The following is a 25,327-nucleotide window of genomic DNA, read 5'->3' on the forward strand; positions in this document are numbered from 1 at the left end:
GGGGGCCCCGTTCACGAGCGGATGCCGAGGGGGGCATCATGCAACCGGAAGGTCGCGGTTCCATGTCTCTGGGTGTGGAAAGTGTGGTGACTGCGGCCGGTCACTGATACGTCCGTGGCGAGTCGAGGGGGACTCGACCGCGGGCGGAAGGAACCAACACAACACGCGGTTGACCTGCGTGTGGGGGGATGACTCATGACGTCGACGCCGACGGGCGCCCGGCAAAACTTCGACCCGTCAGAAACCACCCAGCTGAGGATGCCATCGCAGCGGAACAGCCAGACGGGCCAGTTCCGCCGCATCAAGAAGACACTGCCGAGATACGACTACGAGCACTACAGCCGGCTGGCCGGTCCCCTCACCCAGCCCGACCCGAACAAGCCGTACAAGGTGCAGTACCGCTCGCTGCTCTCGCAGGAGCCGCACCGGCTGCGCGCCGCCCTGATGCTGGGCGCGGCGCCGCTGCTCTCGCTGATCCTGCTCGGCTGGCTGCTGCAGCCGGAGCACTGGACCGAACGTGAGTACCCCGCCTTCAGCTTCCTGCCGGCGCTGGACGTCGTGATGCTCGTCTCGATCGGTCTGATCGAGTTCTTCCGCTGCATGAACGTGCTGTCGAACGCGCACGCCACGCTGGTCGCCCGCGACCCGATCCCGGTGGTGCCCGAGACCGGCACCAGAGTCGCGTTCATCACGACGTACGTGCCCGGCAAGGAACCCCTGGAGATGGTGACGAAGACCCTGGAGGCGGCCGTGCGGCTGCGCCACCGGGGGCTTCTGCACATCTGGCTGCTTGACGAGGGCGACGACGCCGAGGTGAAGGCGGTCTGCGAGCGCCTCGGCGTGCACCACTTCTCCCGCAAGGGCGTCGAGAAGTGGAACCAGAAGAAGGGCCCGCACCGCGCCAAGACCAAGCACGGCAACTACAACGCCTGGCTCGAAGCGCACGGCGACGACTACGACTTCTTCGCCTCCGTGGACACCGACCACGTGCCGCTGCCGAACTACCTGGAGCGGATGCTCGGCTTCTTCCGCGACCCGGACGTCGGCTTCGTCATCGGCCCGCAGGTGTACGGCAACTACGACAACCCCATCACCAAGGCGGCGGAATCCCAGCAGTTCCTCTTCCACGCCCTCATCCAGCGGGCCGGAAACCGCTACGGCGCCCCGATGTTCGTCGGTACGTCGAACGCCGTACGCATCAAGGCGCTCAAGCAGATCGGCGGCCTGTACGACTCGATCACCGAGGACATGGCCACCGGCTTCGAGATCCACCGGCACAGGAACCCCGCGACGGGGAAGAAGTGGCGGTCGGTGTACACGCCGGACGTGCTCGCGGTGGGCGAGGGCCCGGGTGCCTGGACGGACTTCTTCACACAGCAGCTGCGCTGGTCCCGGGGCACGTACGAGACGATCCTGAAGCAGTACTGGAAGGGCTGGTTCTCACTGCCTCCGGGCAAGCTCTTCAACTACACGATGATGATCATCTTCTACCCGATGTCGGCCCTCAACTGGATCCTGGCGGCGCTGAGTTGTGCGCTGTTCCTGGGCCTGGGCGCCTCGGGTGTGAACATCGACCCGACGGTCTGGCTGATGCTGTACGGCAACGCGTCCGCGCTGCAGATCGGCCTGTACGTCTGGAACCGCCGGCACAACGTCTCCCCGCACGAGCCCGAGGGCTCCGGCGGCGTGGCGGGCATGGTGATGTCGGCTCTCTCGGCGCCGATCTACGCACGCTCCCTGATGGACACCGTGCTGCGCCGCAAGAGCAAGTTCGTGGTGACACCCAAGGGCGAATCGGCCAGCCCGGACACGCTGTTCGGGACCTTCCGGATCCACCTGTTCTTCATCCTGGTCTTCGGCGGCTCGATCGCCGCCGGTTTCACACTCGGGCACTCGCACCCGGCAATGATCATCTGGGCGACGTTCGCCCTGCTGATCACCGCGTCGCCGATCTTCGCCTGGCGGTACGGCCTCAGGCAGGCGAAGAAGCAGCCGCCCGCGCCGCTCTACGAGGAGCCGCAGGACTCGGCGGCGCCCGCGACGGCGTACCAGCCGAAGCCGCTGCCCGGGCAGCACGCGCCGCACTCGCCGCACGGCTCGGGGCACAAGCCCACCTGGGCCGCCTCCGGCGGGGGCCCGGGCGCAGGCAACGACCAGACGATGCAGATCGCTCTCGGTGGATTTGGGGGACGTAAGGAATGAACGACCGTGCAGGCCGCCGCCGCGCCCGTCGACTCGCGATCGGCACGGCGGTGGTGCTCGCGCTGGCCGGGATGAACGGGCCGTGGCTCTACCGCGTCGGCTCCGAGAAATACCACCAGTACAAGATCAACAGACCCGAGTACAAGGCGGACAACGGGCACTGGGACATCATCGAGTTCCCGCCGGAATACCGCCAGGACACCATCCATGCGGCGCTGCTGCGCACCGGCAAGGTGCTGCTGATCGCGGGCTCGGGCAACAACCAGGACAACTTCAACGCGAAGAAGTTCGACACCCGGATCTGGGACCCGCTCAAGGGCACGATCAAGAAGATCCCGACGCCGAAGGACCTGTTCTGCACCGGCCACACGCAGTTGGCGAACGGCAATCTGCTGATCGCGGGCGGGACGAAGCGGTACGAGAAGCTGAAGGGTGACGTCACCAAGGCCGGCGGCCTGATGGTGGTGCACAACGAGAACCCGGACAAGCCGATAACTCTGCCCGCGGGGACGAAGTTCACGGGCAAGGAGAACGGCAAGACCTTCGTGTCCAAGGACCCGGTGCTCGTGCCGCGCGCGAAGAAGGTCTTCGACCCGAAGACCGGCAAGTTCCTGCGCAACGACCCCGGTCTGGGGCGCATTTACGTCGAGGCGAAGAAGAGCGGTACGAAGTACGAGACCGGTACGCAGGACAACTACCGGATCCAGGGCCTGACCGGCACCGACGCACGCAACACGTACGGCATCGCGCAGAAGCTCGCCCTCGACAAGAAGGACTTCCAGGGGATCCGGGACGCCTTCGAGTTCGACCCGGTCGCCGAGAAGTACATCAAGGTCGACCCGATGAACGAGGCGCGCTGGTATCCGACGCTGACGACTCTGTCCGACGGCAAGATCCTCAGTGTGTCCGGGCTCGACGACATCGGGCAGCTGGTGCCGGGCAAGAACGAGGTCTTCGATCCGAAGACCAAGAAGTGGACGTACACGTCGACGATCCGGCAGTTCCCGACGTACCCGGCGCTGTTCCTGATGCAGAACGGCAAGATCTTCTACTCGGGGTCGAATGCGGGATACGGGCCGGACAACGTCGGCCGCATTCCGGGTATTTGGGACGTCGATACGAACAAGTTCAGCAAGCTGCCCGGGCTGAGCGACGCGGGCAAGATGGAGACGTCCGGCACGGTGCTGCTGCCTCCGGCGCAGAACGAGAAGTACATGGTGATCGGCGGTGGCGGGGTCGGCGAGTCCAAGCTGTCCAGCAACAGGACACGGCTGATCGACCTGAAGGACAAGAACCCGAAGTTCGTGGACGGGCCGACGCTGGAGAAGGGGACGCGGTACCCGCAGTCCTCGGTGCTGCCCGACGACACGGTGCTGGTGTCCGGCGGGTCGGAGGACTATCGCGGGCGCAGCGACTCCAACATCCTGCAGGCCCGGCTGTATCACCCGGACACCAGTACGTTCAAAAAGGTCGCCGATCCCGAGGTGGGGCGCAACTACCACTCCGGGTCGATTCTGCTGCCGGACGGGCGGGTGATGTTCTTCGGGTCGGACTCGCTGTACGGCGACAAGGCGAACACCAAGCCGGGGAAGTTCGAGCAGCGGATCGAGATTTACACCCCGCCCTATCTCTATCGGGATTCGCGGCCGTCGCTGTCCGGGGGACCGCAGACCATCGCTCGGGGCGGGTCGGGGACGTTCACGTCTCCGCAGGCTTCAGCGATCAAGAAGGTGCGGTTGATTCGGCCCAGTGCGTCCACCCACGTCACGGACGTGGATCAACGGTCCATTGCGCTGGACTACAAGGTTTCCGGTGACAAGATCACGGTTACTGTGCCGAAGAATCGGAATCTGGTGACGTCCGGGTGGTACATGCTGTTTGTCGATGACGATCAGGGGACGCCGAGTAAGGCGCAGTGGGTGAAGGTGCCGTAGCGCTCCCGCGGGTTTGTTTGTCGGGTGCGGGAGCGCTGTGGCTTGTCGCGCCCACGCGGCGGAGCCGCAAATGTCACAGCCCCGCGCCCCTAACTACCTGCCCCCGCCGCCAGCTTCAAAGCGTAGGTCGGCCACCATTCCCCGGCCTTCGGGCCGCCCTTGCATGTTCCGTCGGACTCGCCGGGGCGTTTGACCCACAGGTACGCGTCCACCAGCGGGTCCGCCGTCTTCGTGGTCGGGGTCTCGCCCAGTTTGCGGCCGGGGGGATTGCACCAGTTCTCGTCGGCCTTGCCTGCCGTGTACGGGCCGTTGCCGTTGCGGCTGGTGTCGATGACGAAGTGCTTGTCGCCGACCTTTGCGGACAGCTGCTTGCCGTACGCGATGGAGTCCTGGGTGGTGTAGAAGTTGGAGACGTTGACCGAGAAGCCGTCGGCCTGGGCGACGCCCGCGCGCTGGAGGGGCTGGAAGATCTGGTCGGGGTGGCCCCAGCCGGCGTTGCCCGCGTCCAGGTAGACCTTGGTGCTCTTCAGGGACTTGAGTTTGGTGACGGCGTAGTTGAGGAGGCTGTAGCGCTCCTCCTGGAACTGGGACGGGGTGCAGCCGTCCACCAGGTGCAGTACGGCGTCCGGCTCGAGGATCACCATGGCCGCGCGGTCCCCGATGCCCGCGGCCACCCCGTCGATCCAGGAGCGGTAGGCGTCGCCGTCGGCCGCGCCGCCCTGGGAGTACTGGCCGCAGTCGCGGTGCGGGATGTTGTAGAGGACCAGAAGGGCCGTGCGGCCGGCCTTGTCGGCGGCCTCCGTGAAGCCCTGGGCCTCCTGCTCGGGGTTCTCCGGGCCGATCCACTCGCCCGTCGGCTGCTCGGCGATCTTGCGGATCTGCTCGGCTTCGGAGTCCTTGCCGGACTTGGCGTAGGCGGCGACCTGACGTGCCGCGTTGCCGTCCGGGTTGACCCAGAACGGGTCGCTGTCCTTGGGCTGTTGGGTGATCTTCGCGCCGGCGTCCTTGTCGTCGCCGCCCCCGGAGGAACACCCCGCGACCAGCAGCGCCACCCCCAGCACCGCCGCGGAAGCCCTGATTCCGGTCCCCCTCATGCCGTACATCCAACTCCCCCTTGGGTGCACCGGTCCAAGGCTCAATCCTGACATACGGCCCGCCTCGCCCACGAGGTCGCCCGAACCTTGTCGGCGAGCTGTTACAGCCCCATGGCGGGGGTGGGCACGCGCTTCAACAAAGGCGAGCGGCAAGGGGAAAGGGGAGTCCGCGGTCATGCACCGCGCCACGCGGGAACTCCGGCCGGCGACGGCGCTGAGCGCTCCGCGAGATGTGCGGCGATGTGCCGTTTGCCGTCTGCCGTCTGCGGCGTTGTCGTGGCTGGTCGCGCCCAGGCGGCGGAGCCGGAAATCGACTGTGACATCAGCCGCTGGCGCCGCGGGGCCCCGCGCCCCTTTGGGGCGCTGCCGAACCGCAGCGGACTTCGGCAGACCTGCTCAGGGCCCATACGGCGGATCAGGTCGGCTGCCAGGAACGGTTCCCGGCAACCGCCGACAGCGGGGGTCATGGGCCCCACGCCGGCGCCGACTGCCGCTGAACCGGGTCGCGCAGGCGGTGATGATCGAGCGGGGCGGACGACGACGAGCTGCGCCGGGAAGCCCAGGGGTGGTCCGGAGGGTCGTCGTGGGACCCTCGGCGGACCGTCGGTCACAGCGTGTATGACGGAGAGCCACCGTGACGGAACCTGGCGTCATTCAGCCTCTAGGCTCTGGCGCTCATCCGTTCTAGAGTCGTCTCAGACGGCCCCAGTCCCGGCCGGTCCTTGCCACTGTGGCCCACTGAACCTCCCGTGCCGGTCGCCGGGTTACTCCCGCAGCCCGAGCGCGCGCGGTTGAGGACCAGCCCGGTCGGCGGCTTCGGGGGGAGCAGGCCGTCGGCCGGGCCAGGTGGGGGCGGTCCCGGTGAGGGCGGGTCAGTGACCGGTTCCCGTGAGGTACGCCGAGACGATCACGTTCGCCGTGTAGCTGCCGCTGTCCTGGTCGAAGGTGCCCCCGCAGGTGATCAGCCGCAGCTCGGCGCGTCCCGGCCGGTGCTGGCCGTAGGCCTGCCGGGCGTCGAAGCGGTCGCGGTTCTGGACCTGGACGTCGTCGACGGTGAACTCGGCGACCCTGCCGTCGTCGCGGATGACGCGGACGGTCTCGCCGGGCCGCAGGGAGCTCAGCTTGTAGAAGACGGCGGGCCGGGTCTCGGTGTCGACGTGACCCACCATCAGCGCGGCACCGGCGGCGCCCGGTCTTACCCCGCCCGCGTACCACCCGACGGTGTCCGCCTGGTCGAAGGACGGCGGATCGATCGCCCCCTGCCGGTCCAGGCCGCGGGGCACCACGGGCGCCCGGACGCCCAGGTCGGGAATGTCGATGCGCTGCGGCAGCGCGTCCCCCAACGGGCGGGCGGCGGGCGGGAGTTCCGTGTCCGGCGGCCGTCCGACCGCGGCCATGTCACCGGTGGCGGGCGCGGACAGGTCCTGCCGTACCTCGGTCACCTGCCGCCCCCACTGCCACAGCGCGAGCAGCAGCACCGCCCAGGTCAGACCCATCAGGAGACGCCCGGAGCCGGAGGAGTGTTCGTCGTCGGACATGGGATCAGTCCGTTCCGCGGCTCCGGCGCGCGCTCAGGAGCGCCACCGCGGCCACGGCCGCGCCCACGAGCACCAGCCCGGTGACCTCCTGCCCCGTGCCGGGTCCGGCCTCGCGGACATCCACGGTGGCGAAGTGCGCGGTGCCACCGCCGCCCGCATGGACGGGGGCGACGGGGGACGCCGGGAGGTGCGAGGCCGGCTGCGACTGGGACTGGGACTGGGGGACGACGGTGATCTTGGCCGTGGTCACGGAGCCGGCGCAGGTGACCTTCACGTCGTAGGAGCCGGGCTCGGCGGAGGCGCGGACGCGGGTGTTCCCCGTGAAGGTGCCGTCGGCGGCCGCGAGTCGTACGTCCGCGACGAACGCCCTGGACGCGGCGCTCGCCGTCTTCGCGGAGCAGCCGGTCACCCGGAGCGCGACGTCCGTCCCGGGAGCGGGGGACGAGGGGCTCACCGAGATGCCGGCTCCGCTCGTGTCGGCGGCGTACACCGGTGGGGTGAGGGCGCAGACGGCCAGGACCCCTGTACAGAGAGTGAGACGTAGTGAACCCATCGTGAAACCTCCAGATATCTGGAGACTCCCCCGCGGGCCCGTGCCCCGCATCCTCAGCGGGGCCGCATTGCTCCGAATGGGTCAAGCAGGGTTTCAGATCCGGTCGACGAGGTCCGCGATGGAGTCGACGACCTTGGACGGCCGGTACGGGAAGTTCTCGACCTGCTCGGGCCGGGTCAGCCCCGTGAGCACCAGGAACGTCTGCATTCCGGCCTCCATGCCGGCCAGTACGTCGGTGTCCATGCGGTCGCCGATCATCGCGCTGGTCTCGGAGTGCGCCCCGATGGCGTTGAGACCGGTCCGCATCATGAGCGGGTTGGGCTTGCCCGCGAAGTACGGCTTCTTGCCGGTCGCCTTGGTGATCAGTGCGGCGACCGCGCCGGTGGCGGGCAGCGGGCCCTCGGTGGAGGGGCCGGTCTCGTCGGGGTTGGTGCAGATGAAGCGGGCGCCGTCGTTGATCAGCCGTACGGCCTTGGTCATGGCCTCGAAGGAGTACGTCCGGGTCTCGCCGAGGACGACGTAGTCCGGCTCGTGGTCGGTGAGGATGTACCCGATGTCGTGCAGGGCGGTGGTGAGCCCTGCCTCGCCGATGACGTAGGCCGAGCCGCCCGGCCGCTGGTCGTCCAGGAACTGGGCGGTGGCCAGGGCAGAGGTCCAGATGGACTCGACCGGCACGTCCAGTCCCATGCGGCGCAACCGGGCGTGCAGGTCGCGCGGGGTGTAGATCGAGTTGTTGGTGAGGACCAGGAAGGGCTTGCCGGACTCGCGCAGCTTCTTGAGGAAGTCGTCGGCGCCGGGGATCGGTACGCCCTCGTGGATGAGCACACCGTCCATGTCGGTGAGCCACGACTCGATGGGCCTGCGGTCTGCCATGTGCGGGATCTCCTGCCGTACGCATGTACGCGGTGCTGCGTGCGCCCCCAGCGTAGACACTAGCCGGATCTTGGGGAATGGGCGTCTCAGCGGCGCCTGCGCTGCCTTCGGGCCAGCAGCAGCGCGCCGCCGGTGACGAGGACCGCGGCGGTGGCGAGCGCGACGCCGGGCGTGCCCAGTCCGGTGCGGGCGAGTTCGTCGGCGAAGGGGAGGCGAGGGGCGCGGCTGGGCGGGGTGGTGCCGGTTCCCGTGGTGGTGGGGCCGGGCGTGGGGCTCGCGTCGTTGTGGATGCGGAAGGCGTAGTCGTTGGACTGTCCGACCCAGTCGCCGTCGGCGCCCCGCCGCTGGACGACGGCGGCGTCGGCGGTGACCTCGTTGGGTGCGGCGTCCGAGGTGAGCGCGAGGCGGATCTTCACGGTGACGGTCTGTCCGGGGCCGACGGTGAACCCGGGGAAGCCGTCGTCGAAGGCGCCGACCAGTTCGTCCTCGTCCGTGGTCTCGAACTGGACGGGGTGCGGCTGTGCGCCGTCGTAGAACTCCAGGCGGGGCTGCGAGGGCTTCAGCGCGTGCTTGTCATCGACGAGCACGACGACCGGGTGGATGTTTCCGCAGGTCCGGGTGGTGGTGTTGGTGAGGTCGAGATACCAGATGCCGTATCCGCCGCCCGCTTCGTAGGTGTCGGGGCCACCGTGGATGCGGGTGGTGAGGGGGAAGCGGCGGTCGTCGGGGGCGGCGCAGCTGGGAAGGGGGGCCGCGTGCGCCGGGGGTGCCGCGGGGAACAGGGCGGCTGCCGCCAGGCAGAGGGAGACGGGCGTGCAGGGTCGCATGGACACGTGACTCTGCCGGGTGCCGGTGGGCGAGGAGCGGTGCCGCTCCGTACGGGCCGTCAGGTCCGCTCGTTCAGCGCATGGGTGCGTGGGCTGCCGCCGTCCGCACGTGCGTGTTTCGCCCCCTCCGCCCCTTCCCGTCCCGACCCTGGGGGCTGCGCCCCCAGACCCCCGCTTTCGGCCTGAACGGCCTCGTCCTCAAACGCCGGACGGGCTGGGTGGCCCCCAGCGGGCGCGTGGGGACGAGGACGGCAAACGCCCCGCCCTCAAACGGCGGACGGGCTGAAGAGCCCTGCCAGTATCAGCTGTGCCGCTCCCTCGGCGACGCCGCCGGAGGTGAGTCGGACCGGTACCGGGACCTCGCCGAGGCGGCCGGCGCGTTCGACGAGGACAGTGCGCACCCCTCGTAGGAAGGCGTCCGGGGCGGCGGTGATGGTGCGGCCGCCGAGGAGTACGAGGTCGATGTCGAGCAGTGCGACCAGGTTGCCGGCGCCGATGCCGAGGACGTGCGCCGCCTCGTCGAACGCGCCGCGGGCCACCGCGGCCAGGCACAGCGCCTCGATGCAGCCGCGGTTGCCGCAGCCGCACGGCGGTCCGTCCAGTTGGACGACCTGGTGTCCGAACTCCCCGGCGCCGGTACGGGCGCCCCGGTGCACGGCGCCGCCGATGACCAGCCCGGCGCCGAGCCCCGTACCGAGATGCAGATAGGCGAAGGACCCGCTCTCGCCCCCGACGGCGAGTCCCAGCGCGGCCGCGTTGGTGTCCTTGTCGACGACGACCGGCCCCCCGAGCCGCCGCGCGAGCGCGTCCCGCAGGGGGTAGCCGTCCCACTCGGGGAACCCGGTCACGCGGTGCAGGACACCCCGGGTGTGGTCGAGCGGACCGGGGAGCGCGACACCGACGCCGAGGACGGAACCGGCGCCCGAGGCCCCCACCATCAGCGCGCCCGCCTCCTCCGCCACCGCGGCGACGACGGCCTCGGCCCCCGCCCCCAGGTCCAGCGAGGTGCGCCGCTCCCCCACCACGGTCCCCGTGAGGTCGACCAGTACCGCGCGCAGTTCGTCGCGGTCCAGGTGCAGCCCGACGGCGTGGCCCGCCTCGGGCACCAGCCGCAGCACCGTACGGGGCTTGCCCCCCGTCGAGGCCCTGCGGCCCGCCTCCGTCGCCAGTCCCTCGTCCCGCAGCCGTCCGGTGATCTTGCTGACGGCCTGCGGGGTCAGCCCGGTCCGCTCGGCGAGTTCCAGCCGGCTGATGCCCTCCGCCCCGGCCGTGCGCAGCAGATCGAGCACGAGCGCCGTGTTGTGGCTGCGCAGCACCGGCAGATTGACGCCGGCGGAGCCCGCCATCCCCGCCCGTCCGGCCCCTGCTCCTGCCGCCGCCCCTGCGTTGGTCCTGTCCACGCCTCCATTCTCCCCCGCTTGCACTTTGGCAACAGCGTTGCCAAAGTAGGGAGCATGACTGGTACTCCTCTGCGCGTGGGCCTCGTCGGCTACGGCCTCGCGGGCTCCGTCTTCCACGCCCCGCTGATCACCGCCACCGAGGGCCTCACCCTCGACACGGTGGTCACCTCGAACCCGGAGCGGCAGCAGCAGGCCCGCGCCGAGTTCCCGGACGTACGGATCGCGGCCACCCCCGACGAACTGTTCGACCGCGCCGCCGAGCTGGACCTGATCGTCATCGCGTCCCCGAACAAGACGCATGTCCCGCTGGCGACCACCGCCCTGAAGGCCGGACTCCCGGTGGTCGTGGACAAGCCCGTCGCGGGCACGGCGGCCGAGGCACGCGAGCTCGCCGCCCTCGCCGAGGACCGCGGCCTGCTGCTCTCCGTCTACCAGAACCGCCGCTGGGACAACGACTTCCTGACCCTCCGCAAGCTGCTGGCCGAGGGCGAGTTGGGCGACGTGTGGCGCTTCGAGTCCCGCTTCGAGCGCTGGCGTCCGCAGCCGAAGGGCGGCTGGCGCGAGTCCGGCGACCCCGCAGAGATCGGAGGTCTGCTCTACGACCTCGGCAGCCATGTCGTCGACCAGGCGCTGGTCCTCTTCGGCCCGGCGGCACAGGTCTACGCCGAGTCGGACATCCGCCGTCCGGGCGCCGAGACGGACGACGACACGTTCATCGCCCTCACGCACACGAGCGGTGTCCGCTCCCACCTGTACGTCTCCGCGACGACCGCCCAACTCGGCCCGCGTTTCCGGGTGCTGGGCTCGCAGGCGGGTTACGTCAAGTACGGCCTCGACCCCCAGGAGGCGGCCCTGCGGGAGGGCAGGCGCCCGCGGACGACCGCCGACTGGGGCACGGAACCCGAGTCCCTGTGGGGCCGTGTGGGCTCCGGCGAGTCCCCGCCGACCGGAGGAGGCCGCCCCGAACCCACCCTCCCCGGCGACTATCCGGCCTACTATGCGGCCGTGACCAGGGCCCTCAACGACGACGGTCCCAACCCGGTGACCGCTCTCGAGGCGGCCGCCGCTCTCGACGTACTCGAGGCGGCCCGCCGTTCGGCCCGCGACGGAGTGGCGGTGGCGCTGTGACGCACAACCAGGAGATCACCCCGAAGTTCCACCCGGAACTCACCCCGCCCCTGGAGGAACTGGAGGCGCAGGAACGGCACCTGGTCTTCAGCCAGTTCACCTACGACGACGCCTGGGCGCTGGGTTCCCTGCTCGTGGAGATGGCCCGCGAGCGCCAGGCCCCGGTCGCGATCGACATCCACCGCGGGGGCCAGCAGCTCTTCCACGCGGCGCTGCCCGGCTCGACCCCGGACAACGACGCCTGGATCGCCCGCAAGCGCCGGGTGGTCGAACGCTTCGGCTCCGCCTCCTACCTGGTCGGCGCCCGCTTCCGCGCCAAGGGCAGCACCTTCGAGGACTCCTCCCGCCTGGACCCGGACGAGTACGCGGCCCACGGCGGCTCCTTCCCGATCAACGTCCTGGGCGTGGGCGTGATCGGCGCGGTCACGGTCTCAGGCCTGCCCCAACTTGCCGATCACCGCTTCGTGGTGGAGGCCCTGGAGGAGTTCCTGCACAAGGGGTGACCTTTCAGGGGCGCGGGGAACTGCGCATCTTTCAGGGGCGCGGGGAACTGCGCGACCGGCCACAGACGGCCCGCAGGCGACGAACCAGCGCAGTTCCCCGGCTCTCCCAGCGGAGCGCCTACGCGTCCTTGAACTCCTGCCGCTGCCGCCCAAGCCCCGAAATCTCGAGCTCCACCACATCCCCGCCCCGCAGATACGGCTTCGGCTCAGGCGCCCCCATGGCAACCCCCGCCGGCGTCCCGGTATTGATCACATCTCCCGGGTACAAGGTCATGAACTGGCTGACGTACCGCACAACCTCCCCCACGGAAAAGATCTGCTCAGCCGTGGTCCCGTTCTGCTTCAACTCCCCGTTGACCCACAGCTTCAACGACAGATCCTGCGGATCGGGAACGTCATCCGCCGTCACCAGCCATGGCCCCAGCGGATTGAACGTCTCGCAGTTCTTGCCCTTGTCCCAGGTCCCGCCCCGCTCGATCTGGAACTCCCGCTCGGACACGTCGTGCGCGACCGCGTATCCGGCGACGTACGCCAGCGGATCCTCGTCGTCCGACAGATACCGGGCCGTGCGCCCGATGACGACGGCGAGCTCGACCTCCCAGTCCGTCTTCACCGACCGGCGAGGGACCAGCACCGTGTCGTACGGCCCGACCACCGTGTCCGCGGCCTTGAAGAAGACCACCGGCTCGGCGGGCGGCTCGGCCCCGGTCTCGCGGGCGTGGTCGTGGTAGTTCAGCCCGATGCACACGATCTTGCCGATCCGTGCGAGGGGCGGCCCGACACGCAGCCCGGTGGCATCCAGTGCGGGCAGCTCGCCGGCGTCGGCGGCGGCGCGGATCCGGCCGAGCGCCTCGTCGTCGGCGAGCAACGTCCCGTCGATGTCGGTCACGACACCGGACAGATCCCGCAGAACCCCGTCGGCGTCGAGCAGCGCAGGCGTCTCCGATCCCGCCGTACCGACTCGCAGCAGCTTCATGATCACAATCTCCCTCGATCGCGGGGCGCCCGACCGATGGGTGCAGCCATCGGAGGACTGGTCGATCCTCCAAGGTCACGGTCCAGTCCGCAATACCCGGTTCACGGACTGGACCGTAACCACTGGATCAGGAGTTGAGGGCCGCCCGCTCCACAGCGCTCCACGCCGTGCTGGTGACCACGTACAGCGCGGCGGCCAGCGGTACCACCGCCACCGTGAACAACGTGAAGAAGGACATGAACGGCATGACCTTGCTGACGGCACCGAGTCCCGGAACCGACTCGCCCTCCTGCACCGGGAGGGGGTTGTTGGCGGCCATCATCCGCTTCGTGCGCCTGTAGTTGAAGACAGCAACAACAGCGACCAGGGCGAACAGCGCGAGATAGACCAGCCCCGCACCCCCGAACACCCCACCGCCCCCGAGGGCATCCGCCCACCGCCCACCCAGCGGAGCGGCAAGCAGCTGATGCGTGAGCAGTTCGTTCGCCTGCCCGCCGATGCTCGTGCTGGAGAACAGGTGGTACAGCAGGAAGAACGCCGGCAGCTGCAGCAGCGACGGCAGGCACCCGGACACCGGCGACACCTTCTCCTCGGCGTGCAGTTCCAGCACCGCCTTCTGGAGCTTCTCGGGTTCCTTCTTGTGCTGTTTCCGCAGCTCGGCGATCTTCGGCTGCAGCGCGGTCCGGGCCTTCTGCCCACGGGCGGCGGCCCGGGACAGGGGGTGTACGAGCAGTCGTACGAGAGCGGTGAACAGGACGATGGCGGCGGCCGCCGCCGAGGCGCCGAAGAGCGGCTGGAGCAGGTCGGCGAAGTGTCCGACCAGGTCGGCGAACAAAGAGAAAACGGACATGGGTGAGCCCTCCGGGGGTCTCGTCGTGCCGGTACTGGGACAGGGCGGCATGACGACCCGCGCGGGGCCGGCTACGTGCGGTGAGCCCTACGCGGCGGTCGCCGGAAGGGCGGATCCGGGGGCTCGGGGCCGGGTGCGCCCCTTGGCGTCGGGGTCGCGTTGCGGCAGGAACGCCGTACGGCGGGCACGGTCGCGGATGGCGGTGCGCACGCGCGTGGGCGGCACCGCGGGTGCGCAGCGCGCGGTGAGCAGGGCGCAGGCGGCGAGTGCGGAGCCGGCGGCGGCGGTCGCGGCGAGCGCGACGGTGGCGGTGAGGCTGCCGGTGTCGAGCAGCGCGACCTGGAGGACGAGGAGCGGGAGCAGCAGTACGGCGACGGGACGCAGCGACGTCCGGCTGCGGATCATGACTGCCCCCCTCATACGCGTGCGTATTGCCACTCGTCTGTTCTGTTCGTCTGCCTCGGTTATACCTGACCGCTACGCCTGACCGCTCTCGACGGGCAGCTCCAGGGGCTGCAACAGCCTCCGCGGCCTGAGCAGCGCCCGGCTGACCGGATCCGCCGGGTCCGGATCGAGTCCGGGTCCCGGCTCCATGAGGACGTCCTCGACGGGTACGACGGTTGCGCAGGCGGGGCATTCTCCGTACGGCCCGAGTTCGGTTCCGCAGGTGGCGTGCCGGAAGTAGCGCAGCTGGGTCTTGGTGTAGTGCTCGCGGCCCCAGAGGCCGAGGGAGCGGAGGGCCGGCCACAGGGCGATGCCGCGCTCGGTGATGACGTACTCGTCCCGCGGCGGCGACTCCTGGTAGCGCCGCTTCTCCAGGATCCCCTCCGCCGTCAGCGCCTGGAGGCGGGCGGCGAGGACCGCGCGCGGGATGCCGAGGTGGACGAGGAAGTCGTTGTAGCGGCGCACGCCGTAGAGCGCGTCGCGGATGACGAGCAGCGTCCACCGCTCGCCGATGATCTCCAGCGCGCGGGCGATGGAGCACTCCTGTGTCGCGTAGTCCTTGCCGAGTGCCATGGCGTCCACTGTAACCATTTTTCGCGAGCTTGGTTCAGTGACCGAACCTAGGGTGTTACGGTTCAGGACATGACTAGGTTCAATGACCGAACTCTTACGGGAGCCGACAGGGCCGCGGCGCAGGAGGCGGTCGGCGGCGCACCGCACGCAAAGCCGCCCGCCCCGCGCCCGGAGCAGCCCGCCCCGCACACGGAGGCGCCTCCTCATCCCCGCGCCACCCTCGCCCTGACCAGCGCGGCAACAGCCGTGACCCTGATGACCTACACCGCCCCGGTGGTCACGCTCCGGGACACGGCCGTCGCCCTGCACACCCCGCTCTCCGCACAGGCCTGGCTCATCAACGGCACCCCACTGGGCCTCGCCGCGCTCCTCCTGGTCGCCGGCAGCCTGGCCGACGACTACGGCCGCCGCCGGATCTTCCTCATCGGCACCCTCGCCCTCGGCATCACCACGGCCCTCGGCGCCCTGGCCTCCTCCACACTGCAGTTCACGCTGGCCCGCATAGCGCAGGGCGCCGCGAGCGCGGCGATCCTGGCGAGCAGCCTGGGCCTGCTGGTGCACGCCTTCCCGACCCCGCGAGGCCGGCTCCACGCGACCGGCGTATGGGGAGCCTTCGTGAGCGGCGGCATCGCGGCGGGGCCACTCCTCGCGGGCGCGATGCCCGACTGGCGGGTGGCGTACGGCGTGCTGGGCGCGGCGGCGGTGATCGTGGCGGCCCTGGGGACGCGCACGTTGACGGAATCCCGCTCACCGAGGGGCGGCCGTCCGGACATCCTGGGCGCACTGACCTTCGGCCTGGCACTGGTGTCCCTGGTCGCCGCCCTCACGCTCGGCCGGGACGGCTGGCTACGCGCCGAGGTGGGCCTGCTGTTCCTGGCGGCCGTGGTGCTGGTGGCCGTGTTCGTGCTGGTGGAGCACCGCACCGCGACCCCGATGATCGACCTGGGCCTGTTGCGCCGACCCGGCTTCCTGGCCTCGTCCGCGGGCGGGCTGTTCACGGGCCTCGCGGTGATCGGCCTCTTCAGCTTCCTGCCGGTCCTGTTCCAGCAGGTGCTCGGCCTGTCCCCCATGGACACGGCCTGGCTGTTCCTGCTCTGGTCCGGCCTGTCCTTCACAGTGGCGCTCCAGGCGAAACGCCTCGCGGGCCGCGTCCCGCCCCGCCACCAGCTCGCCGTCGGCTTCGCCCTGCACGCGGCGGGCGTCCTGGCGATGCTCGGCGCGATCGACTCGGATTCCTGGCAGCGCCTCCTGCCCGGCCTGATCCTGGGCGGCATCGGCAGCGGCCTGCTGAACGCCGCCCTGCCCCTGCTGTCGGTGGAGTCGGTACCGGCGGCCCGCGCGGCCATGGGCTCCGGGGCCCAGCAGACGTTCCGCTACATCGGCTCCTGCGCCGGCGTCGCCCTGACGATCGCGATCGTGACGTCGTCGGGCGGGGGTCTGGGGCACGGAGCGAACATCGCGCTGCTGGTGTCGGCGGGTCTGGCCCTGCTGGCGGCCGTGGCCGTGCTGGTGCTGCGCGAGCGGACGGTCCGGGCGTGACCGGTCCGGCGTGACCGGTCCGGCGTGACCGGTCCGGGCGTCACTCCACGGGGGCTCAACGGGGGCGCATGGAAACGAGCTTGCCCCAGACGACCAGCCGGTACCTGGAGGTGTACTCCGGAGTGCAGGTCGTCAGCGTGATGTAGTAGCCCGGCCCGGAATACCCGTACCCGGGCTTGACGATCGAGCGTGGAATCGGGCGTACGACCCCCGAGTCGCGAGCCGAGGTCTGCGGCAGCGTCTTGTCGACGGCGTACGTGTAGGTCGCGGTCTTCGTCTCGACCTCCACGACGTCCTTCGCCCGCAGGCGGTTGATGTACCGGAACGGCTCGCCGTGCGTGTTCCGATGCCCCGCGAGCGCGAAGTTGCCCGCCTGGCCGGGCTGCCCGGTGCCGCGGTAGTGGCCGACGTACCCCTGGTTGAGGACGTTCTGTTTGCTGACGCCCTCGGCGACCGGGACGCGCAGGCCCAGGCGGGGGATGGTGAGGATGGCGTAGGCCTGGGACCAGGAGGGGCGGGGCTGCGCGGCGGTGGCGGTGGTCTGTCGGCGGGTACGGGTGCCGGTGCTGGTGCCGGTGCGCGGCTGGGGCGTCGCCGCCGGGCCGGACGTACCGGAGTCGTCGCCTTTGTCGGTGGCACCGCCACCCCACTCCCGCTCCAGCGCCTCCACCTTGCGCTCGGCGCCGCGCCTGGCCTCCCGGTTGGTCCACCACAGCTGGTGGACGACGAGCAGCAGAAGCACGAGGCCTGCGGTGACGAGGAGTTCGCCGCCGGTCCACAGCACACGTCGGCGGCGCGCGCGCTGCCGCCGGGTGGTGTGCTGCACGACCGGAACGCGCATCCGTACGCCTCCTTCACCGGGCCGCCCGCACGATAGGGGCCGGAGGTGGAAGTCACCAGACCCGCACGGCGACGGCCTTACGACAGGGACTGTTCGGGACTTCGTACATAGGTTTTAGAAAGGGCTGGCACAACCCTCGACAACCCCACCCGTCACACCCGATGCTTCCCTCCAGTGACCTGACGGGCCAGGTCGCCCAGCGAAGGCGGAGAAGCCATGATCCGACGCAGAACCCTGCTGACCGCAGCCGGCGGCACCCTCCTCGGAAGCGCTCTCGCGACCGGCACCGCACGCGCGGATGCCACCATCGCCGTCAACCCCGGTACCTCGTACGGCACTTGGGAGGGCTGGGGCACCTCCCTGGCCTGGTGGGCCAATGTCTTCGGCGCGCGGGACGACTTCGCCGACATCTTCTTCACCACCAAGTCGACGACGTACAACGGCACTTCGCTCCCCGGCCTGGGCCTGAACATCGCCCGTTACAACCTGGGCGCGTGCAGCTCGAACACCGTGAGCGGCGCGAGCATGGTCGCCTCCCCCAACATCCCTGCGTTCAAGCAGATCGAGGGCTACTGGCAGGACTGGAACAACGAGGACCCGACGTCCTCGGCCTGGAAGTGGACGGCCGACGCCACCCAGCGCGCGATGCTGGTGAAGGCGACGGCGCGCGGGGCGACCACCGAGCTGTTCGCCAACTCCCCCATGTGGTGGATGTGCCTGAACCACAACCCGTCCGGCGCCTCCGACGGCGGCAACAACCTCCAGTCCTGGAACTACCGCCAGCACGCCTCCCACCTGGCGGCGGTGGCCCTCTACGCGAAGAACAACTGGGGCGTGAACTTCGCGACGGTCGAGGCCTTCAACGAGCCCAGCTCCAACTGGTGGACGGCTACCGGCACCCAGGAGGGCTGCCACATCGACTCGGCGGTCCAGTCCGCCGTACTGCCGTACGTCCGCAGCGAGTTGGACAAGCGGGGCCTGACGAGCACGAAGATCTCGGCCTCGGACGAGACGAGCTACGACCTCGCCCGCACCACGTGGAACTCCTTCTCGTCGACGACGAAGGGCTATGTGAACCGCGTCAACGTCCACGGCTACCAGGGCTCGGGCGGCCGCCGCGACCTGCTCTACACGGACGTGGTGACGACGGCGGGCAAGGCCCTCTGGAACTCCGAGACCGGCGACAACGACGGCACGGGCTACACCCTCGCCTTCAACCTCCTCTACGACTTCCGCTGGCTGCACCCCACCGCCTGGGTCTACTGGCAGGTCATGGACCCGTCCTCGAACTGGGCGATGATCGCGTACGACGCGAGCACGCTGCAGGCGGGCGCGGTGCAGACGAAGTACTACACGATGGCGCAGTTCAGCCGGCACATCCGCCCCGGCATGAAGATCCTCGACACGGGCGTGAGCAACGCGGTCGCGGCCTACGACTCGAGCGCGAAGCGCCTGGTGATCGTGGCGCTGAATACCTCGACGTCGGCCCAGACCTTCACCTTCAACCTCTCCAACTTCACCACGGTGACGGGCGGTTCGGGCGGCCTGGTCCCGCGCTGGAACACGGTGACGACGGGCGGCGACAAGTACAAGTCGTACTCGGACACGTTCCTGAGCGGGAAGTCGGTCTCGGTGTCGCTGGCGGGGAAGGCGGTGCAGACCTTGCAGATAGACGGGGTGACGATCTGACGTCTCCACACGAGGCCGCTGGGGCCCCCGCTGCTTCTGATGCCTCGTCTGCCTTGTCTCCCTCGTCCGCCTCGTCGCGGATGCCGGCCGGGCTGGTGGCGCTCGCGCTCGGCGGGTTCGGGATCGGCCTGACGGAGTTCGTGATCGCGGGGCTCCTGCCGCAGGTGGGCCGGAGCCTCGCCGTGTCGGAGGCCGCGGCGGGCTGGCTGATCTCCGGTTACGCCCTGACCGTCGCGGTGGGCGCGACAGCGCTGACGGCCGCGACGGCGGGGTTGCCCCGCAAGCCGGTCCTCACCGGCCTGGTCGTCCTCTTCGTCCTCGGCAACCTCCTCTCCGCCCTCGCCCCGAACTACCCGGTGATGCTGCTCGGCCGCATCGTCGCCGCCCTGTGCCACGGCTCGTTCTTCGGCATCGGCTCCCTCGTCGCCCGCCGCCTGGTCCCACCGGAACGGGCATCGCGGGCGGTGGCGGTGATGTTCGCGGGACTGACGGTGGCGAACGTACTGGGGGTCCCCTTCGGCGCGCTGGTCGGCGAGCGCTGGGGCTGGCGCGCGACGTTCTGGGCGATCACGGGGATCGGGGTGGCGGCGGCGGTGGCGATTGCGGCGCTGGTACCGGGATGGGCGGGAAAGTCGGCCGCCGCGCAGGGATCCCTGACAGGGCAGCTACGGGCCATGCGCTCCCGCCAGGTCTGGCTGACCCTGGCCGCGACCGCCCTCGGCTACGGCGGCATGTTCGGTGCCTTCAGCTACCTCGCCTACACCTTCACCGAGGTCACCGGCTTCTCGGACACGGACGTGGCCTGGCTGCTGGTCGTCTACGGCAGCGGCCTGGTCCTCGGCAACCTGGCCGGCGGCCGCGCCGCGGACCACAACCGCGACCTCACGCTGATCATCTCCCTGGCGGCGCTGGGGGCCACCCTCACGCTGTTCGGCCTGCTGGCGGACAGCCCGGCCGCCTCCGTCGTGCTGGTCTTCCTCACGGGCGTCTTCGGTTTCGCCCAGGTCCCCGGCATGATCACCCGCGTCACGGACGCCGCCCAAGGAGTCCCGCTGGCGGCGAGCGCGAACGTATCGGCGTCGAATGTCGGCAACGCGGTGGGGGCGTGGCTGGGCGGGGTCGCGATCAGCGCGGGGCTTGGCTATACGGCTCCGCTGTACGTAGGGGCGGGCATCGTGGCGGCGGGACTGGGGACGATGGTGTGGGCGTCGAGCGGGCGTCCCGAGCAGGTCGCGTGATCCCCACCCTTTGACCAGCACATACCTCTTCTTCGCCGCGGATGGGCAGTACGGTTTCCCTCATGCGCCCCGACACGCCTGCCGAGAACGTCGACCACACCGCCGAAGCGGCCCGCCTGGAGCGAACCGCCGGCCTGTACCCCGAGGACGCCGAAGCCCTGCTCATCCAGGCCGCGGCCCACCTGGAACTGTCCGGCGACCGCCCCGCCGCGACCACGCTCTACGACCGCCTGCTGTCCTCCCAGGCGGGCCTGGAGAACCCCTACCTGGTACGAGCCCTCAAGGCCTCGAACCTGTGGGAGTACGGCCACGAGGCCGAGGCCCGAGCGATCATCGACGGCATCCGAGCGGCGTCCCCGCGCGACCCGGCCCCCTGGGTGATCGTGGCGGAGTCCCTGGAGGCCCACGACGAGCTGGAGGCGGCCCAGGAGACGTTCACGGAAGGCGCCCGCCTCCTCCTGACGGACGTGGAGGAACCCCCGTACTCGACGCACCCGCTCCTGTTCGGCCGCCACCGCGTACGCCGCATGCTGGGCGTCGCCCACGACGAGTGGGACACCGTGGCGGACCTGCTCCACTCGTCCCCCGTCTCGCTGGACGAACTCCACGACCCGAAGCGGGTGTGGTCCCTGGGCTCGGACAACCCGGCGGAACTGGCGGCTGAGATCTCACGTCTGCGGGCGGAGTTGGGGACGTATCGGGAGGCCTTGTCGCGCCCGTTCCCGGTGGCGGTGCTGCACTGGCCGGCGGGAGAGCTGACGGAACTGGTGGAGGCGTATCCGGCTCTGGCGGCGGAGTACCCGTCGCATGAGGAGCACCTGGCGACGATAGAGGGGTCGCTCCGGGAGTTGGCGGCGAGTGGCACGCCGAATCTGGGGATCGTGACGGGGACGGTGCCGTCGTACGAGGCGTTCGCGGCTTCGGAGATGGCTTCGCCGGGGGAGGCGGAGTTGTTGCCGCAGTATGCGACGACGCTGGCGGCTCGGGGGCGGGCTGTGGAGTGGCCGCCGCAGAGGGGGGCGTCGTGCTGGTGCGGGTCGGGGCGGGTTTATGAGGGGTGTCACGGGGCGTAGAGCTGCGCGGGGCATCAAGCCGGACCAGACGCTGGTGTGGATCCGGCGGCAGCGATAGAGCGCCAGGCAGTCAAGTGCGGGATCCATCGCCTCAATCGTCACCGGGCCGTGGCCACGAGACAGGCATCAACCTCGCCGTTCGCTACGAGGCGACGGTGCTGGTCACAGCCCTCAATGAGGGTCGTGACCAGCACATTCCCGACAGACCCTAGTACCAGCCGGTGCAGGTGATGGGCGTGTTGTAGCCGGAGTCGCCGCAGGCCCGCATCAGCTTGCCGTTGCTGTCACGCCAGGCTTCGGTGTGGACGCTGGTTCCGGCGTCGATCTCCCGCCAGCCAAGCTGCGGCTCCCAGGTACGGCCGCCGTCGCTGCTGCGGTCCACCCAGACGTGCATGCCGGGAGAGCCGTTGGTGACACGGCCCCAGGCACAAGTATTGGTCCCGGAGCCGTTGTACCTCAGCTCGAAGAGCTGGCCCCTGCCCCCGGTCGCCGAGCGGGCGGTCCCGGACACCACGTCCGTGTTGCAGCCGTCCGCGGCGCTGGCGGTGGTGGCTCCGGACATGGCCAGCAGCCCTGTGGTCATCACCAACGCCGAGACCGTGGCCGCGACCTTCTTGTTCATGCGCATCGTCTTCTGCTCCCCCTTGGAAGCCCTGAGGCTCTTGTGGTCGATGCCTGAAGTCTCGGCTGCGGGAATTAGGTGCGGCCAGCCTGAACAACCGAGGTTGACGTGCCCGCAACACGCCTGCTAGAGGGGGTCGCGGCAGTAAGACGTGCGGTGCCTGCCTGAAAACGATCACCTTTCAGCAGAAGCGCTCCGATTGTCAGTGACTCCTGTTAGAACAGATCCACACCGACGCGAGAGATCAAGCGCAAGGGATCGAAGGAGCAGTCGTGGCGGAATCGGGGGACCCGGCGCAGCCGGTCGCAGGTGTCTACGAGCAACTCATCACGCGGACTCTGCATGACCGGATGGAGCGATTCGAAGCCGCGGGCTGGAAGGCAATCGACGAAGAGGTCAGCGAAGAGTCCGCGCCCCACGTGCTGGCACGCCACATCAGCGAGGCCGTGGGGCGCAGGCTCAGTCAACTGCCCCAGGACAAGCGGGTGACCGTTGCCAACCAGATCCTGCAGTCATTGGCCGCTCACGCACCAGACCCGGATGTGGACGAAGTCATAGGCACCATTACCGATGGACCCCGGCAACTGTTGGCACTCGCCGAGCGGGAAGCCCCCGGTGTCTACGCGGTACGCCCACTCACGCCGCTATCGGAAACCGCGCTCATCACCAACTCCCCCGAGGATCCGAGCCTCGGCAGTGAGCTGCGCGCTGAGCTAGCGACAGCAGACCGCATTGATCTCCTCTGCGCTTTCGTGAAGTGGTACGGCCTGCGCGTTCTCGAAGATTCTCTCCGTGCCGCCGCGGAACGCGGCGTCCCCATCCGAGTCATCACAACCACCTACATCGGCGCAACCGACCGCCACGCACTCGACCGGCTCGTCCGCGACTTCGGCGCCGAGGTAAAGGTCAACTACGAGACGCGCTCGACCCGCCTCCACGCGAAGGCCTGGCTGTTTCGACGGAAGAGCGGTTTCGACACGGCGTACGTAGGCAGCTCCAACCTCTCGAAGGCCGCACTGCTCGACGGCCTGGAGTGGAACGTACGCCTGTCATCCGTGGCCACTCCAGTCGTGCTCAACAAATTCGAGGCCACCTTCGACGCGTACTGGAATGACATCGCTTTCGAGTCGTACGACCCCGATCGCGACGCCCGCAAGTTGGATGACGCCTTGATCGTTGCGGGCGGTTCGCCGTCCAGCCAAGACGCCAAGATCAGCCTCTCGGGCCTTGAGGTTCGCCCACACCCGCACCAAGCCGACATGCTGGAGCGACTACGAGTCGAGCGTGAGCTACGCGGTCACCACCACAACTTGCTTGTCGCTGCGACCGGTACGGGTAAGACGGTCATGGCCGCCCTCGATTACCGCAACCTGCACAAGGAATGGGGCGTCAGGGAGTACCCACGGCTTCTCTTCGTGGCACACCGCAAGGAGATCCTGAGGCAGTCGCTCCGTATGTACCGCGAAGTGCTCGACGATGCGTCCTTCGGCGAAGTGCTCTTCAGCGGCGCGCTACCACGTGACTGGAAGCACGTCTTCGCCAGCGTTCAGTCGCTCACCGATCAGCGACTCGACCAGTTCGACCCGGAACACTTCGACATCATCGTCATCGACGAGTTCCATCACGCTACGGCTGCGACGTATCGCCGCGTTCTCAACCACTTCAAGCCGAAGCAGCTCCTCGGCCTGACCGCGACTCCCGAGCGGGCAGACGGCCTGAATGTGCAGGACGAGTTCTTCGATGGCCGAATCGCCGCCGAGATGCGGCTGTGGGAGGCCCTCGACAACGACCTCCTCTGCCCGTTCCACTACTTCGGTGTGCCCGACGGCACGGACCTCACCCGCCTCAATTGGCGCTCGGGTACGTACGACCAGAGCCAGCTCGGCAACTTGTTCTCCGGGGACCTTGCGCGCGCCCGTATCGTCATCAAGCAGGTGCGAGACAAAGTGTCCGACCCGACGAACATGCGAGCACTCGGCTTCTGCGTCAGCAGGAAACATGCTCACTTCATGGCGAAGTGCTTCCAGGACGCAGGCATCAAGGCGGAAGCCTTGGACAGCGCGTCCAAGCCTGAGGTCCGTGACCACGTTCTATCCCAGCTCAAGGCGGGAGAGATTCAAGTCATCTTCTCCGTAGACCTCTTCAACGAGGGCTTGGATATCCCCGACGTCGATACGATCCTCCTCCTGCGCCCCACGAACAGCGCCACTGTCTTCCTTCAGCAACTCGGTCGAGGTCTGCGCCGGACCCCGGACAAGCCCGTACTCACTGTGCTCGACTTCATCGGCCAGCATCGTGCCGAGTTCCGGTTCGAAGAGCAGTTCCGCGCGATGACCAACCTGTCGCGCAACCGGCTCCTTGAGCACGCCGAGCACGACTTCCCTCTGTTGCCTTCCGGCTGCCAGATCATCCTTGAGGGCAAGTCCAAGCAGTTGGTGCTGGACAACATTCGCACCCAGATCAAGGCGACCGTCCAGACCCTCGCCAAGGAAGTGAGGGCCTTCGACACCCCGGTCCTCGCCGACTACCTCAAGGAGAGTCGGCGTGAAATCCGGGAGCTGTATAAGTCGAGCAATTCATGGACGACAGTCCTACGCCGCGCTGGACTGGCTGACCTTCCTGAACAGGCCGGGGAAGAGGACCTGTTGAAGCGTGTGCACGCGTTCTTGCACGTCGACGACCGCGAACGCGCCGATGCATACATGCGCTTGTTGCGCGATGACGCGCCGACGTACGACTCGCTGAGCGCGAAGGACCAAACGTACGCGCGCATGCTGTTCTTCAACCTCTGGGACAAGGCCGGAGGGTTCAACTCCTACGCGGAAGGGCTTGAATCGCTCCGCGAGCAGCGAGCCTTCCGTAGCGAACTGCGACAGGTACTCGACCATGTCATCGGGCAAGCCGACCACTTCCCCCTCCCTCTGGAGGGTCCGCACGCCCACATCCCCCTGAAGATCCACAGCGCATACAACCGCTCGGAGATCCTGGCGGCGCTTGGTGTCGCCCGCCTCGGCGGTCAGATGCCCGCATCCTTTGCACAGGGCGTCCTGTGGGACGAGCCGAACCAAACGGACGCACTACTGATCACCCTCGAGAAGAACGAGAAGGACTTCTCCCCCACCGTCCGGTACAAGGACTACGCGTTGAGCCCTTCCCTCTTCCACTGGGAGTCACAGAGCACGACCGCAGCCACGTCTCCCACAGGTCTGCGCTACCAGCAGCACAAGCAGCGCGGAAGCCACGTCCTGCTGTTCATGCGGCGCTATAAAGACACCGACATCGGCAAGGCCCAACCGTGGATGCTGCTTGGCCCGGCGACGTATGTCCGGCACGAGGGCAGCAAGCCCATGGCCATCACCTGGCAGCTGCATGAACAGCTGCCAGCGGATGTGTGGTCGTACTCGGGTATCACGGCGGGCTAGCCAACTCA

General features: G+C 69.0%; 21 protein-coding genes. 9 read left to right on the forward strand and 12 right to left on the reverse strand.

Going from position 1 to position 25,327, the window contains the following annotated elements; translation table 11 throughout:
- Positions 1-195 precede the first annotated feature (195 nt).
- Together EDD92_RS18565 and EDD92_RS18570 are read left to right on the forward strand one after the other, a co-directional pair.
- The gene (locus tag EDD92_RS18565) at positions 196-2,202 is read left to right on the forward strand and encodes a glycosyltransferase family 2 protein (protein WP_123965377.1); all 2,007 of its coding nucleotides are present in this window, start codon (positions 196-198) and stop codon (positions 2,200-2,202) included.
- On the forward strand, positions 2,199-4,136 hold the full coding sequence (locus tag EDD92_RS18570; protein WP_123965378.1) for a galactose oxidase-like domain-containing protein: 1,938 nt from the start codon (positions 2,199-2,201) through the stop codon (positions 4,134-4,136). The genes EDD92_RS18565 and EDD92_RS18570 overlap by 4 nt, the downstream gene beginning before the upstream one ends.
- 89 nt (positions 4,137-4,225) lie before the next feature.
- Here the strand turns inward: EDD92_RS18570 and EDD92_RS18575 are convergent, their stop codons facing one another.
- The 6 genes from EDD92_RS18575 to EDD92_RS18600 form a co-directional block, all read right to left on the reverse strand.
- On the reverse strand, positions 4,226-5,239 hold the full coding sequence (locus EDD92_RS18575) for a glycoside hydrolase family 6 protein (protein WP_123965379.1): 1,014 nt from the start codon (positions 5,237-5,239) through the stop codon (positions 4,226-4,228).
- An 863-nt stretch (positions 5,240-6,102) separates the two neighbouring features.
- Positions 6,103-6,768 carry a class F sortase gene (locus EDD92_RS18580; RefSeq protein ID WP_123965380.1) on the reverse strand — a complete coding sequence of 222 codons (666 nt, stop codon included), beginning with the start codon at positions 6,766-6,768 and terminating at the stop codon, positions 6,103-6,105.
- A 4-nt stretch (positions 6,769-6,772) separates the two neighbouring features.
- On the reverse strand, positions 6,773-7,321 hold the full coding sequence (locus tag EDD92_RS18585) for a hypothetical protein (protein WP_123965381.1): 549 nt from the start codon (positions 7,319-7,321) through the stop codon (positions 6,773-6,775).
- A gap of 93 nt (positions 7,322-7,414) precedes the next feature.
- Positions 7,415-8,194 carry an HAD-IIA family hydrolase gene (locus tag EDD92_RS18590; RefSeq protein WP_123965382.1) on the reverse strand — a complete coding sequence of 260 codons (780 nt, stop codon included), beginning with the start codon at positions 8,192-8,194 and terminating at the stop codon, positions 7,415-7,417.
- An 86-nt stretch (positions 8,195-8,280) separates the two neighbouring features.
- Positions 8,281-9,021 carry a hypothetical protein gene (locus EDD92_RS18595; RefSeq protein WP_123965383.1) on the reverse strand — a complete coding sequence of 247 codons (741 nt, stop codon included), beginning with the start codon at positions 9,019-9,021 and terminating at the stop codon, positions 8,281-8,283.
- A 266-nt stretch (positions 9,022-9,287) separates the two neighbouring features.
- Positions 9,288-10,367 (reverse strand): ROK family transcriptional regulator, encoded by a 1,080-nt coding sequence (locus EDD92_RS18600; RefSeq protein ID WP_123970443.1) that lies wholly within the window; start codon positions 10,365-10,367, stop codon positions 9,288-9,290.
- A gap of 108 nt (positions 10,368-10,475) precedes the next feature.
- On the opposite strand from EDD92_RS18600, the gene EDD92_RS18605 reads away from it, so the two are divergent.
- Both EDD92_RS18605 and EDD92_RS18610 read left to right on the forward strand, forming a co-directional pair.
- Positions 10,476-11,549, forward strand: coding sequence for a Gfo/Idh/MocA family oxidoreductase (locus EDD92_RS18605; protein WP_123965384.1), 1,074 nt, complete (start codon positions 10,476-10,478; stop codon positions 11,547-11,549).
- Positions 11,546-12,052 (forward strand): heme-degrading domain-containing protein, encoded by a 507-nt coding sequence (locus EDD92_RS18610; RefSeq protein ID WP_123965385.1) that lies wholly within the window; start codon positions 11,546-11,548, stop codon positions 12,050-12,052. The genes EDD92_RS18605 and EDD92_RS18610 overlap by 4 nt, the downstream gene beginning before the upstream one ends.
- A 118-nt stretch (positions 12,053-12,170) precedes the next feature.
- Here EDD92_RS18610 and EDD92_RS18615 read toward each other — a convergent pair whose 3' ends face one another.
- The 4 genes from EDD92_RS18615 to EDD92_RS18630 all read right to left on the reverse strand — a co-directional run bounded on the left by EDD92_RS18615 (position 12,171) and on the right by EDD92_RS18630 (position 14,895).
- Complete coding sequence (locus EDD92_RS18615; RefSeq protein ID WP_123965386.1) at positions 12,171-13,028, reverse strand: fumarylacetoacetate hydrolase family protein; 858 nt, start codon at positions 13,026-13,028, stop codon at positions 12,171-12,173.
- Between the two features lie 127 nt (positions 13,029-13,155).
- A complete protein-coding gene (locus tag EDD92_RS18620; RefSeq protein ID WP_123965387.1) occupies positions 13,156-13,878 on the reverse strand; it encodes a YidC/Oxa1 family membrane protein insertase in 723 nt (240 codons plus the stop codon).
- Positions 13,879-13,965: 87 nt separating this feature from the next.
- Complete coding sequence (locus tag EDD92_RS18625) at positions 13,966-14,283, reverse strand: DUF6412 domain-containing protein (RefSeq protein ID WP_123965388.1); 318 nt, start codon at positions 14,281-14,283, stop codon at positions 13,966-13,968.
- 72 nt (positions 14,284-14,355) lie between these two features.
- Positions 14,356-14,895 carry a helix-turn-helix domain-containing protein gene (locus tag EDD92_RS18630; RefSeq protein WP_123965389.1) on the reverse strand — a complete coding sequence of 180 codons (540 nt, stop codon included), beginning with the start codon at positions 14,893-14,895 and terminating at the stop codon, positions 14,356-14,358.
- 69 nt (positions 14,896-14,964) lie between these two features.
- On the opposite strand from EDD92_RS18630, the gene EDD92_RS18635 reads away from it, so the two are divergent.
- Positions 14,965-16,434 (forward strand): MFS transporter, encoded by a 1,470-nt coding sequence (locus EDD92_RS18635; protein WP_123965390.1) that lies wholly within the window; start codon positions 14,965-14,967, stop codon positions 16,432-16,434.
- A gap of 55 nt (positions 16,435-16,489) precedes the next feature.
- On the opposite strand, the gene EDD92_RS18640 is transcribed toward EDD92_RS18635, so the two are convergent.
- Complete coding sequence (locus tag EDD92_RS18640) at positions 16,490-17,275, reverse strand: class E sortase (protein WP_123965391.1); 786 nt, start codon at positions 17,273-17,275, stop codon at positions 16,490-16,492.
- A 216-nt stretch (positions 17,276-17,491) separates the two neighbouring features.
- On the opposite strand from EDD92_RS18640, the gene EDD92_RS18645 reads away from it, so the two are divergent.
- From EDD92_RS18645 to EDD92_RS18655, 3 genes are all read left to right on the forward strand, one after another.
- The gene (locus EDD92_RS18645; RefSeq protein WP_123965392.1) at positions 17,492-18,964 is read left to right on the forward strand and encodes a beta-1,6-galactanase; all 1,473 of its coding nucleotides are present in this window, start codon (positions 17,492-17,494) and stop codon (positions 18,962-18,964) included.
- A gap of 80 nt (positions 18,965-19,044) precedes the next feature.
- On the forward strand, positions 19,045-20,202 hold the full coding sequence (locus EDD92_RS18650; RefSeq protein ID WP_123970444.1) for an MFS transporter: 1,158 nt from the start codon (positions 19,045-19,047) through the stop codon (positions 20,200-20,202).
- Positions 20,203-20,264: 62 nt separating this feature from the next.
- A complete protein-coding gene (locus EDD92_RS18655) occupies positions 20,265-21,275 on the forward strand; it encodes a YecA family protein (protein ID WP_123965393.1) in 1,011 nt (336 codons plus the stop codon).
- Positions 21,276-21,483: 208 nt separating this feature from the next.
- On the opposite strand, the gene EDD92_RS18660 is transcribed toward EDD92_RS18655, so the two are convergent.
- Positions 21,484-21,903 (reverse strand): hypothetical protein, encoded by a 420-nt coding sequence (locus EDD92_RS18660; protein WP_030943778.1) that lies wholly within the window; start codon positions 21,901-21,903, stop codon positions 21,484-21,486.
- A 344-nt stretch (positions 21,904-22,247) separates the two neighbouring features.
- On the opposite strand from EDD92_RS18660, the gene EDD92_RS18670 reads away from it, so the two are divergent.
- Positions 22,248-25,319, forward strand: a complete 3,072-nt coding sequence (locus EDD92_RS18670) for a DUF3427 domain-containing protein (RefSeq protein WP_399185424.1) — start codon at positions 22,248-22,250, stop codon at positions 25,317-25,319.
- Positions 25,320-25,327: the final 8 nt, after the last annotated feature.

The organism is Streptomyces sp. TLI_185, assembly GCF_003814765.1.
Taxonomy (GTDB): domain Bacteria; phylum Actinomycetota; class Actinomycetes; order Streptomycetales; family Streptomycetaceae; genus Streptomyces.

Excerpts from the sequence above, each read along its gene's own strand:
- EDD92_RS18565 (WP_123965377.1), top strand. The coding sequence starts at position 196 with ATGACGTCGACGCCGACGGGCGCCCGGCAAAACTTCGACCCGTCAGAA.
- EDD92_RS18570 (WP_123965378.1), top strand. The coding sequence starts at position 2,199 with ATGAACGACCGTGCAGGCCGCCGCCGCGCCCGTCGACTCGCGATCGGC.
- EDD92_RS18575 (WP_123965379.1), bottom strand. The coding sequence starts at position 5,239 with ATGTACGGCATGAGGGGGACCGGAATCAGGGCTTCCGCGGCGGTGCTG.
- EDD92_RS18580 (WP_123965380.1), bottom strand. The coding sequence starts at position 6,768 with ATGTCCGACGACGAACACTCCTCCGGCTCCGGGCGTCTCCTGATGGGT.
- EDD92_RS18585 (WP_123965381.1), bottom strand. The coding sequence starts at position 7,321 with ATGGGTTCACTACGTCTCACTCTCTGTACAGGGGTCCTGGCCGTCTGC.
- EDD92_RS18590 (WP_123965382.1), bottom strand. The coding sequence starts at position 8,194 with ATGGCAGACCGCAGGCCCATCGAGTCGTGGCTCACCGACATGGACGGT.
- EDD92_RS18595 (WP_123965383.1), bottom strand. The coding sequence starts at position 9,021 with ATGCGACCCTGCACGCCCGTCTCCCTCTGCCTGGCGGCAGCCGCCCTG.
- EDD92_RS18600 (WP_123970443.1), bottom strand. The coding sequence starts at position 10,367 with ATGGCGGGCTCCGCCGGCGTCAATCTGCCGGTGCTGCGCAGCCACAAC.
- EDD92_RS18605 (WP_123965384.1), top strand. The coding sequence starts at position 10,476 with ATGACTGGTACTCCTCTGCGCGTGGGCCTCGTCGGCTACGGCCTCGCG.
- EDD92_RS18615 (WP_123965386.1), bottom strand. The coding sequence starts at position 13,028 with ATGAAGCTGCTGCGAGTCGGTACGGCGGGATCGGAGACGCCTGCGCTG.
- EDD92_RS18620 (WP_123965387.1), bottom strand. The coding sequence starts at position 13,878 with ATGTCCGTTTTCTCTTTGTTCGCCGACCTGGTCGGACACTTCGCCGAC.
- EDD92_RS18625 (WP_123965388.1), bottom strand. The coding sequence starts at position 14,283 with ATGATCCGCAGCCGGACGTCGCTGCGTCCCGTCGCCGTACTGCTGCTC.
- EDD92_RS18630 (WP_123965389.1), bottom strand. The coding sequence starts at position 14,895 with ATGGCACTCGGCAAGGACTACGCGACACAGGAGTGCTCCATCGCCCGC.
- EDD92_RS18635 (WP_123965390.1), top strand. The coding sequence starts at position 14,965 with ATGACTAGGTTCAATGACCGAACTCTTACGGGAGCCGACAGGGCCGCG.
- EDD92_RS18640 (WP_123965391.1), bottom strand. The coding sequence starts at position 17,275 with ATGCGCGTTCCGGTCGTGCAGCACACCACCCGGCGGCAGCGCGCGCGC.
- EDD92_RS18645 (WP_123965392.1), top strand. The coding sequence starts at position 17,492 with ATGATCCGACGCAGAACCCTGCTGACCGCAGCCGGCGGCACCCTCCTC.
- EDD92_RS18650 (WP_123970444.1), top strand. The coding sequence starts at position 19,045 with ATGCCGGCCGGGCTGGTGGCGCTCGCGCTCGGCGGGTTCGGGATCGGC.
- EDD92_RS18655 (WP_123965393.1), top strand. The coding sequence starts at position 20,265 with ATGCGCCCCGACACGCCTGCCGAGAACGTCGACCACACCGCCGAAGCG.
- EDD92_RS18660 (WP_030943778.1), bottom strand. The coding sequence starts at position 21,903 with ATGCGCATGAACAAGAAGGTCGCGGCCACGGTCTCGGCGTTGGTGATG.
- EDD92_RS18670 (WP_399185424.1), top strand. The coding sequence starts at position 22,248 with ATGGAGCGATTCGAAGCCGCGGGCTGGAAGGCAATCGACGAAGAGGTC.